The sequence below is a fragment of the Nioella sp. genome (genome assembly GCF_964229645.1).
GTDB lineage: Bacteria > Pseudomonadota > Alphaproteobacteria > Rhodobacterales > Rhodobacteraceae > Nioella.
In genome coordinates this window covers 22,574-29,440 of sequence record NZ_CAXREX010000330.1, presented here as the reverse complement: position 1 = coordinate 29,440, position 6,867 = coordinate 22,574, and the positions used below count along the sequence as shown (strand labels likewise).

11 protein-coding genes are annotated in these 6,867 nt (G+C 66.0%); 9 read left to right on the top strand and 2 right to left on the bottom strand.

What is annotated here, in order from left to right; translation table 11 throughout:
- The 5 genes from ACEQXV_RS21115 to era all read left to right on the top strand — a co-directional run.
- Positions 1–388 (top strand): hypothetical protein (locus tag ACEQXV_RS21115; protein ID WP_370270827.1); only part of this gene is annotated, 388 nt, incomplete at its 5' end.
- Positions 385–834 (top strand): holo-ACP synthase, encoded by a 450-nt coding sequence (gene acpS / locus ACEQXV_RS21110; protein WP_370250988.1) that lies wholly within the window; start codon positions 385–387, stop codon positions 832–834. The genes ACEQXV_RS21115 and acpS, both read left to right, overlap by 4 nt.
- Before the next feature lie 63 nt (positions 835–897).
- Positions 898–1,719, top strand: coding sequence for a signal peptidase I (lepB, locus tag ACEQXV_RS21105; protein WP_370250987.1), 822 nt, complete (start codon positions 898–900; stop codon positions 1,717–1,719).
- Positions 1,716–2,402 carry a ribonuclease III gene (gene rnc / locus ACEQXV_RS21100; protein WP_370250986.1) on the top strand — a complete coding sequence of 229 codons (687 nt, stop codon included), beginning with the start codon at positions 1,716–1,718 and terminating at the stop codon, positions 2,400–2,402. Before lepB ends, rnc begins: the two co-directional genes overlap by 4 nt.
- Before the next feature lie 65 nt (positions 2,403–2,467).
- The gene (gene era, locus ACEQXV_RS21095; protein ID WP_370250985.1) at positions 2,468–3,373 is read left to right on the top strand and encodes a GTPase Era; all 906 of its coding nucleotides are present in this window, start codon (positions 2,468–2,470) and stop codon (positions 3,371–3,373) included.
- A gap of 34 nt (positions 3,374–3,407) precedes the next feature.
- On the opposite strand, the gene ACEQXV_RS21090 is transcribed toward era, so the two are convergent.
- Positions 3,408–3,596 (bottom strand): hypothetical protein, encoded by a 189-nt coding sequence (locus ACEQXV_RS21090; protein ID WP_370250984.1) that lies wholly within the window; start codon positions 3,594–3,596, stop codon positions 3,408–3,410.
- An 86-nt stretch (positions 3,597–3,682) separates the two neighbouring features.
- On the opposite strand from ACEQXV_RS21090, the gene ACEQXV_RS21085 reads away from it, so the two are divergent.
- Both ACEQXV_RS21085 and recO read left to right on the top strand, forming a co-directional pair.
- Complete coding sequence (locus ACEQXV_RS21085; protein ID WP_370250983.1) at positions 3,683–4,009, top strand: DUF1491 family protein; 327 nt, start codon at positions 3,683–3,685, stop codon at positions 4,007–4,009.
- Between the two features lie 171 nt (positions 4,010–4,180).
- The gene (gene recO, locus ACEQXV_RS21080; protein ID WP_370270826.1) at positions 4,181–4,903 is read left to right on the top strand and encodes a DNA repair protein RecO; all 723 of its coding nucleotides are present in this window, start codon (positions 4,181–4,183) and stop codon (positions 4,901–4,903) included.
- Here the strand turns inward: recO and ACEQXV_RS21075 are convergent.
- A complete protein-coding gene (locus ACEQXV_RS21075) occupies positions 4,894–5,292 on the bottom strand; it encodes an META domain-containing protein (RefSeq protein ID WP_370251372.1) in 399 nt (132 codons plus the stop codon). The two genes, recO and ACEQXV_RS21075, sit on opposite strands and share 10 nt — an antisense overlap.
- Positions 5,293–5,429: 137 nt before the next feature.
- Here ACEQXV_RS21075 and ACEQXV_RS21070 point away from each other — a divergent pair, with 137 nt between their 5' ends.
- Together ACEQXV_RS21070 and ACEQXV_RS21065 are read left to right on the top strand one after the other, a co-directional pair.
- Positions 5,430–5,696, top strand: a complete 267-nt coding sequence (locus tag ACEQXV_RS21070) for a glucose-6-phosphate isomerase (protein WP_370251371.1) — start codon at positions 5,430–5,432, stop codon at positions 5,694–5,696.
- Between the two features lie 174 nt (positions 5,697–5,870).
- The gene (locus ACEQXV_RS21065) at positions 5,871–6,842 is read left to right on the top strand and encodes an SLAC1 anion channel family protein (protein ID WP_370270824.1); all 972 of its coding nucleotides are present in this window, start codon (positions 5,871–5,873) and stop codon (positions 6,840–6,842) included.
- The last annotated feature ends 25 nt before the right edge of the window (positions 6,843–6,867 follow it).

The window sequence follows — 6,867 nt, the reverse complement described above, 5'->3', positions numbered from 1 at the left end:
CAATGCCCGCAACACCTATGGCCCCTATGCCGAGACGATCCGCGAATATGCCAATGGTGCCATCCGGGTCATCGCGCTCGATGTCGGTGAACCGGCAGGCGGCAGCTATCACGTCATGGTCACCTATCCGCATCCCGATGAGCAATGGCAGGACTGCATGCTGATCTCGCGCGAGGGAAGCCTTGGCTTCGGCGCGCTTTACATGGACGGGGTCGAGGCCAGCTATGACGCGGCCATCGGGCTGAGCGTCACCGTGCCTGTCGGCTTCTGGAGCCCCGACAGCGTGAACCCGCTTCCCGGAGTTCTGAGCCTCGTGGTGAACCAGGCAACGGGCACCGTGACGGCGAATGCCAGCCAGACGGGCGGCGGGGCAGGGGCCAGCAAATGATCCTGGGCGTCGGCACGGACCTGGCCAATATCGAGCGGATCGGCGGCGTGCTCGACCGCTTCGGCGACCGTTTTCGCAACCGCGTCTTTACCGAGGTCGAGCAGCGGCGCGCCGAACGCACCCAGAACCCGGCGGCCACATATGCCAAGAGATGGGCCGCGAAAGAGGCCTGCTCCAAGGCGCTTGGCACCGGCCTGCGCATGGGCATCGCCTGGCGCGACATGGCGGTGACCAACCTGCACACCGGCCAGCCCATCATGCATGTCACCGGTTGGGCGCGCGAGCGGCTGGAGTCGATGACGCCCGAGGGGATGGAGGCCGCGATCCATGTCAGCCTGACCGACGACATGCCCTGGGCGCAGGCTTTCGTCGTGATCTACGCCTATCCCGAGGGCATGGCGTGGTATCCCATGCCGCCCTCGGCGCCGGGCCGCTCGCTCGCTTGACTCTCAGGCCCCAACCGATCATGTGAGAACCCCGTGTGGGCGTGTAGAAAGAGGCAGGAAGCCATGGCAGCAGCAGCCAAGAAAAAGGACGGCATCTGGGAAACCGTGAAGACGGTCATCTATGCCCTTCTGATCGCGGGCGTGTTCCGCACGCTGTTCTTCCAGCCGTTCTGGATTCCGTCGGGGTCGATGAAAGACACGCTGCTGATCGGCGATTTCCTCTTCGTCAACAAGATGGCCTATGGCTATTCGCGCTATTCCTGCCCGTTTGCGATGTGCCCCTTCTCGGGCCGCATCTTCGGGTCGGAACCCGAGCGCGGCGACGTGGTGGTGTTCCGTCATCCGGTCAACAACACCGATTTCATCAAGCGCGTGATCGGCCTGCCGGGTGACCGCATCCAGATGCGCGACGGGGTGCTCTACATCAGCGAATATGACCGGGAAACCGGCACCAACGGTGAATTCGTCGCCGCTTCGCTGGAGCCGCAGGATCCCTTCGTCGAGACCTTCGAGCCGCAGGGCCCGATCGGCCACCGCCCGCGCTGTTCCAACGCGCCCGTTGGCCTGGGCGGTGAGTGCGAGAAGGAACGCTTCACCGAAACCCTGCCGGGCGGTGTCAGCCATTCCGTGCTGAACATCGAGGATGGCAGCTTCGGCGACAACACCCCCGTCTTCACGGTGCCCGAGGGCCATTACTTCGTGATGGGCGACAACCGCGACAACAGCCAGGACAGCCGCTTCCCGCAGTCCATCGGCGGCGTCGGCTTCGTGCCTTACGAAAACATCATCGGCCGGGCCGACCGGATCATGTTCTCTTCCGCCGGCGAACGGATGGTCTATTTCTGGACCTGGCGCGCCGACCGCTTCTTCCGGGCGATCGAGTGAAGCTGGCCAAGGATCTCATAGCTTTCAGTGACCGCCTCGGTCATGCGTTCGAGCGCCCCGATCTGTTGATCCGGGCGCTTACGCATTCGTCGCTGTCCGCGCCCACGCGGCCCGACAACCAGCGGCTGGAATTCCTGGGCGACCGGGTGCTTGGCCTGGTCATGGCCGAGGCGCTTCTGGAGCAGGACAAGGAGGCGCCCGAGGGCCAGCTGGCCCCGCGCTTCAACGCGCTGGTGCGCAAGGAAACCTGCGCCGATGTGGCGCGCGAGATCGACCTTGGCGCGGTGCTGAAACTGGGCAAGTCCGAGATGAAGACCGGGGGGCGGCGCAAGCATGCCCTTCTGGGCGACGCGATGGAGGCGGTGATCGCCGCCGTCTACCGCGACGCGGGCTACGAGGCCGCGCGTGACGTGATCCTGCGGCTTTGGGGTGAACGGGTCTCGAAGGTCGAGGCCGATGCCCGTGACGCAAAGACCACGCTTCAGGAATGGGCGCAGGCGCGCCGGATGCCGCCGCCGGCCTATGTCGAGGTCGGCCGCACCGGCCCTGATCATGCGCCCGTCTTCACGGTCGAGGTGCGCATGGAAACCGGCGCAACGGCCCGGGCCGAGGCCAGTTCCAAGCGGCAGGCGGAACAGGCCGCGGCTAAGGCCATGCTGGCCCGGCTGGACAGCGCGGGGTAAGCGGGGCAACGGGCCGGGTGGCCCCTTGCCCGTCGCACGCCCCATTCAAGAGGAATGACGAGAAGATGACCACACGCGCAGGCTTCGTTGCCCTGATCGGGGAACCCAATGCAGGCAAGTCGACCCTGCTCAACCGCATGGTCGGGGCTAAGGTCTCGATCGTGACACACAAGGTGCAGACCACGCGCGCACGCATCCGGGGCGTTGCAATCGAGGGCGAAAGCCAGATCGTCTTCGTCGATACGCCGGGGCTCTTTCGTCCGCGCCGCAGGCTGGACCGGGCCATGGTCGCCGCGGCCTGGACGGGGGCGGCGGATGCCGACCTCGTGGTTCTGCTGATCGAGGCGCACCGAGGCCTGACCCACGGGGTCCAGGCCATCCTGGACGGCCTGGCCGAGCGGGCCGAGGGACGCCGCGTGGCGCTGGCCATCAACAAGATCGACCGGGTGAAAGCCGAGGACCTGCTGGCCCTGACGCAACAGATGAACGAGGCCTTCAGCTTCGAGAAAACCTTCCTCATTTCGGCCGAGAAGGGCCATGGCGTCGATGATCTGCGGCTTTGGCTGGCAGAGTGTCTGCCCGAGGGGCCCTGGCTCTACCCCGAGGACCAGATCGCCGATCTGCCCATGCGCATGATCGCTGCCGAGATGACGCGCGAGAAGCTGACCCTTCGGCTGCACCAGGAACTGCCCTACCAGCTGACGGTGGAAACCGAGGCCTGGGAGGAACGCAAGGACGGGTCTGCCCGGATCGACCAGGTGATCTACGTGGCCCGCGACGGGCACAAGGGCATCCTTCTGGGCAAGAAGGGCGAGACCATCAAGGCCGTGAGCCAGGCTGCACGGGCGGAACTCGAAGAGTTCCTGGGCCGCAAGGTGCACCTCTTCTTGCAGGTCAAGGTGCGCCCGAACTGGCTGGACGAGGCCGAGCGCTATTCCGAGATGGGGCTTGATTTCCGGGACGGCAACTAGGCCTGCCCCGGTCCCTTATGGCCAAGTGTCGAAATCACTGGCTGTTCCGTTCTTCGCGGGCGCGCCACCAGTCCTGGGCAAGACTGAAAATCGAGGCCACCGCCACGGCAAGCCGGATCACCTCTGGCAGGATGCCAGTCATGGTGCCGCTCAGCACCAGGAGGTTGAGCCCGATCAGCGCCACGATAAGCACCCATGACAGCTTGGATGGTCTGAATTGCATGATACTCTGAACTCCCTGTACTTTTCCCACCCCCGTCTGTCGAACGGGGCCGGCTCAGGGTTCAAAGAAAGAAAAAAAGGCTGTGCATGCGTCTGACGACCGAGTTCTGGGTGAAAGCCTACCTGGCGCGACTGCGGCTGGTCGATATCCCGGCCTATGTCACCGCTCATGGCGATGACACCGGCGGCGCTGTGCTGGTCAAGCTGGCGACGCTCGACGGAAAGGCGCGGCTCTTCCAGCGCAGTTTCGACCTGATGACCGGCGAACGGGCCTGGATGGTGCTGAGCGAAGGCGACGAGGCCGAGGTGGATGGCTCGGTGCGCCGTCAGCGGCAGATGGACCCCGACCTTTGGGTGATCGAGGTCGAGGACCGGGCGGGGCGCCACCTGCTCGATGAACCGGGCCTGACCTGAGACCGGGTCGAATTGCTGCGCAATCCGACCGTGGGGCGCCCCTCCTCAACCCCCGCAGCTGCGGGGGCCTCGTCGGGCCGCGTTGCCACGGACAAGGGGCCCCTTATGGCGGCGGACCGCGGCCGCTGTCTTTTCGCTTGGATCGGCTCCGCCTCCCGCTAGGATCAAGTCATGGAGTGGCGCGACCAGGGCGTTCTGCTGACCATGCGCAAGCATGGCGAGAGCGCGGCGATCATCGAAGTGTTCACGGCGGCGCATGGCCGCCACGCGGGCGTCGTGCGCGGCGGCGGTGGTCGGCGCATGGCGCCCATCCTTCAGCCCGGGGCACAGCTTGACCTGACCTGGCGCGCGCGGCTGGAGGACCACATCGGCGCCTACACGGTGGAACCACTTGGCGCCCGCGCGGGTGACGCGCTTGGCGATGCGGCCGCGCTGGCGGGGCTGTCTTCCGTTTGTGCGCTTTTGGCTTTCTGCCTGCCCGAGCGGGAGCCGCACCCGGCGCTCTATGACCGGTCGGTCGCCCTGCTCGACGCCCTGGGGGCCGAGCGCTGGCCTTACGCCTATCTCAGATGGGAACTGGCGCTCCTGGACGAGATGGGGTTCGGGCTGGACCTGGAAAGCTGCGCCGTGACCGGGCGGAGGGAGGGCCTGGCCCATGTCTCGCCGCGCACGGGCCGGGCCGTGACAGCGGAAGGCGCAGGGGATTGGGCGGACCGCCTGCTGCCGCTGCCGGGCAGCCTTCTGGGGCAGCCGCATGCCCCCATGGGCGATATCCTGGCAGGGCTTGGCGTGACCGGGCATTTCCTGTCGGCCCACCTGGTCCCTTCGCTTGGGGACAAACCACTGCCCGCCGCGCGCCAGCGCTTTGTCGACCGGTTGCACCGTCAGGGCTGAGCCCGATGGAAGTCGAGCCGTTCGCCGGCCTCGTTGGACAGGATCAGGACGGGGCCCGACACTTCCGCGAAGCTCATGCGCTCAAGCAATGCCAGGTAGGCCTCCTCCTGCAAAAGCTCCGGGCAGGCCGCGCGGGTGTGCTGGATCGGCCCAAGGCCGAACCAAGGGTAAGGCACGTCGAGCGATGCGCGGTAGCGGTTGCAGGGGCCCATGCCCGAAACCTGCCCGCGTTCGCGGAGGTCCAGCGTGATCGGATGGGACAGGGGCTGCCCGGACAGCTGGCGCAGCTGCCAAAGACCCCCGGCATAGCCGGTCGCGCTTTCGTCCCGCAGGCAGCCTGCCAGCAGGACAAGGGCGATCAGGACGAGGGCGCGGTTAGGGCGTGGCACGAGGGCTCCTTCAAGGGCGCAGGCGGGTCCTTGCCAGAGTCCGGCTGGTTTGCGCCAGATCAAGACACGATTTCGTGGGGCTGATAGCCTTCGTTGGCATTCTCAAACAGATGCGCAACCAGGGAAGGAGATTCCTCATGCGTAAGTATCTTGCGATTTCAGCCTGTGTCATTGCCCTCGCCGGTGCGACCTGCACGCAGCAGGAACAGGAGATTTACACCGGAGCCTTCATCGGCGCGGCCGGGGCATTCATCCTGGCAGACCTCTTCGATGCGAATACGGGATGGACCGCGGTGGCGACCCTGGCCGGTGCGGCCATCGGTGCCGAAGTGGCCCGCAACAACCAGACCGGCCAATGCGCCTACAAGCGCGCGGACGGCCGCGTAGACGTGCGCCCCTGCTGATCGGGGCGTGCCCCACCCGGTCCCTGTTGCGGGGCCGGGCTGGGACCTGTGCGGAAATGGCCAAGGTGCCTGATGTGCTTTGACAGATTGACTTGGGTCATGTGCGGGGGCAGGTCTGGCGTGTAGTTGACGGGGACAAGTTCCCCGTGACGCCAGCCCAGGAGAGTACCCCGCATGACCGATACCGCCCCCCAAACCGCCACGCGGCTGGAACATTTCCACGTCACCTTCTTTGCGATCGTCATGGGCCTTTCGGGCCTGACCCTGGCGCTGCACGCGGCAGAGCGCGCCCTGGAGATGGACGCGCTGGCCTCTGACATCGCCTATTACGTGACGGGTGCGGTATTCCTTGTCATCACGGGCTTCTACGCCGCCAAGGCGCTGCGCCATGGGGCCGCGGTGAAGGCGGAGTGGCAGCACCCGGTCAAGCTGGCTTTCTTTCCCGCTATCTCCATTTCGCTACTGCTGCTGGCCACGGCAAGCCTTGGCAGGTCCGACGCGCTGGCCGAGGTCCTTTGGCTGATCGGGGCGGGGCTGCAAGCTGTTCTCACCATTGCCGTCGTGTCGGGGTGGATCGGCACCAGGGCCTTCCTGCACGGCCACCTATCTCCGGCCTGGTTCATCCCCGCCGTGGGCAACGTGATCGTGCCGATCGCAGGCAGCCAGTTGGGCTATGCCGATCTGAGCTGGTATTTCATGTCGGTCGGGCTGATTTTCTGGATCGTGCTGCTGACGCTGGTCATCAATCGGCTGGTCTTCCACGACCCGCTGCCGGGTCGGCTGCAACCGACGCTGGTCATCCTGATCGCGCCGCCTGCGGTTGCCTTCGTGGCCTGGGTGCGCCTGACGGAAGGGGTGGGTCCGTTCGGCCTGATCCTGCTCAACGCGGCCTACTTCTTTACCTTGCTGGTAGCGGTGCAGTTGCCCCGCATCATCCGTCTGCCTTTCGCCCTGTCTTTCTGGGCGCTGAGCTTTCCTTTCGCGGCCGTCACCATTGCAAGCTTCGTCTATGCTGGTGCGGCCGGGTCGGCGGCGCATCAGGCCATCGGGCTGGCCCTGCTGGCGGTGCTGGCCGCGATCATCGCGGGGCTGGTGCTGCGCACGCTGCGGGCGATCGGGGCAGGCGAGATCTGCAAACCGGAATAGACCGCCAAGAACAGAAACGGCCCGC

What these genes read in the sequence shown, in the direction of transcription:
- acpS (WP_370250988.1), top strand. Translation starts at nt 385, where the DNA reads ATGATCCTGGGCGTCGGCACGGACCTGGCCAATATCGAGCGGATCGGC.
- lepB (WP_370250987.1), top strand. Translation starts at nt 898, where the DNA reads ATGGCAGCAGCAGCCAAGAAAAAGGACGGCATCTGGGAAACCGTGAAG.
- era (WP_370250985.1), top strand. Translation starts at nt 2,468, where the DNA reads ATGACCACACGCGCAGGCTTCGTTGCCCTGATCGGGGAACCCAATGCA.
- ACEQXV_RS21090 (WP_370250984.1), bottom strand. Translation starts at nt 3,596, where the DNA reads ATGCAATTCAGACCATCCAAGCTGTCATGGGTGCTTATCGTGGCGCTG.
- ACEQXV_RS21085 (WP_370250983.1), top strand. Translation starts at nt 3,683, where the DNA reads ATGCGTCTGACGACCGAGTTCTGGGTGAAAGCCTACCTGGCGCGACTG.
- recO (WP_370270826.1), top strand. Translation starts at nt 4,181, where the DNA reads ATGGAGTGGCGCGACCAGGGCGTTCTGCTGACCATGCGCAAGCATGGC.
- ACEQXV_RS21070 (WP_370251371.1), top strand. Translation starts at nt 5,430, where the DNA reads ATGCGTAAGTATCTTGCGATTTCAGCCTGTGTCATTGCCCTCGCCGGT.
- ACEQXV_RS21065 (WP_370270824.1), top strand. Translation starts at nt 5,871, where the DNA reads ATGACCGATACCGCCCCCCAAACCGCCACGCGGCTGGAACATTTCCAC.